The following is a 1,583-nucleotide window of genomic DNA, read 5'->3' as shown; positions in this document are numbered from 1 at the left end:
CTCCCCATCCCCCCATCTCCCCATCTCCTCCGGCTCCCCAATTTTCTAGCTGTCGCCATTACCGAAACGCTTAATTAAATCTTCAGGACGAAGATTAGAAATAAATTCTCGGAAGGCTTGTTGTTCTGCTTCATCAGCATCACGATCAACAGGAATTGACGCTTCAGCAACGACTTCTTCCATTACCCAAATGGGCGCATTAGTACGGAGGGCGACGGCGATCGCATCGCTAGGACGTGCATCGATTTCTTTTTTGATTTCGCCCTGCTGGACAATTAATGCTGCATAAAAAGTATCCTTCTGTAAGGAATGAATAATTACCTTTTCGAGAATCATAGAACATGACTCTAAAAGACTCACAATTAAGTCGTGGGTTAAAGGCCTGGGAGGCTTTTGATTCTCTAGCGCGCCCATAATTGCCCTAGCTTGTTCCTGTCCAATATAAATTGGCAAAGCGCGTCGATCTAAGGCATCTTTCAAAAGTACTATCGGGCTGCGGGTTATGGCATCTAATGCTATGCCAGCGACTTTCATTTCAATCATTGCCTAAGCCTCTACAATCCTGTGAGCGATTGGTCGCTGTGTAACAAATAATACCCTTTTTTGGGTTAACCTGGGGGTGGGAATAAACATAAGCATTGTTCTCTATAATTGCTTCTATTAAACTCCGAACTTGTGGTGAACACCAGAGTAAGTCAAAGTGGTCTATCTAGACAATAACCTTCTTAACCAAGTATGCCTTGTGAGAGATGCGAATGTGTTAAGAACCTTATAATAAAAACAGTCAGAAATTATACCTAAATGATTCTGCATTATTGTGAGAATTACAGTGGATTTCCGGCGAAATTAGGCAATAAATAGAGTAAGTTTTAGAAAAAAGCCGTGTTTACAGGATTAATCCAAGCCTTAGGAACCATGAAACCCTTAGGGGGTGATTCTTGGCAAATTACTTGTGTGAATCAGTCTTCTGATGTCATTATGCAGGATTTAGCTTATGGTGACAGCGTGGCTGTAGATGGTGTTTGTTTGACAGTAGAAGAAATTTTAAACAATGGGTTTATCGCCACCGCTTCACCGGAGACTTTACGCCGCACAACCCTAAAAGATGAGCAAACACAACAAAGATACGTCAACTTAGAAGCTTCATTGCGGGTAGGTGGCAAAGTCGGCGGTCATTTTGTCATGGGTCATGTAGACGGTATCGGTCAATTGGTAGCTGCTGCACAAACGGCTAGTTCTTGGGAAATCACTTTTACTGCACCCGAAGCGATCGCGCGGTATATTGTCCCCAAAGGTAGCATTGCGGTGAATGGTATCAGCCTCACAGTAGCCGCATACGAGCCAGAATTATCTCAGTTCACAGTGGCGGTAATTCCCCTCACCTATGCCGAAACCAATCTCAATTCTCTCGTCTCTGGCAGTTGGGTGAATTTAGAAGGAGACATTCTCGGCAAATACGTGGAAAAGTTTCTCAATCCTGGTCAGCAAAACCTGGCAAAAGACATGATTACACCTGGATTTTTAGCTGAACACGGATATGTGTAGAAAGTAGGGAGTGGGGAGTGGGGAGTGGGGAGTGGGGA

Annotated in this window: 2 protein-coding genes; one reads left to right on the top strand and one right to left on the bottom strand. The window is 44.0% G+C overall.

Going from position 1 to position 1,583, the window contains the following annotated elements:
* Positions 1–45 precede the first annotated feature (45 nt).
* Positions 46–543 carry a bifunctional nuclease family protein gene (locus tag ACM0OS_RS28865; protein ID WP_414546601.1) on the bottom strand — a complete coding sequence of 166 codons (498 nt, stop codon included), beginning with the start codon at positions 541–543 and terminating at the stop codon, positions 46–48.
* Positions 544–882: 339 nt separating this feature from the next.
* Between ACM0OS_RS28865 and ACM0OS_RS28860 the strand changes: the two genes are divergently transcribed.
* On the top strand, positions 883–1,545 hold the full coding sequence (locus ACM0OS_RS28860; RefSeq protein ID WP_414546600.1) for a riboflavin synthase: 663 nt from the start codon (positions 883–885) through the stop codon (positions 1,543–1,545).
* The last annotated feature ends 38 nt before the right edge of the window (positions 1,546–1,583 follow it).

The organism is Nostoc sp. CCY0012, from assembly GCF_963920855.1.
Lineage (GTDB): Bacteria > Cyanobacteriota > Cyanobacteriia > Cyanobacteriales > Nostocaceae > Cyanocohniella.
Note: the sequence above shows the minus strand (reverse complement) of the source record. Positions and strands in the feature narration are given on the sequence as shown.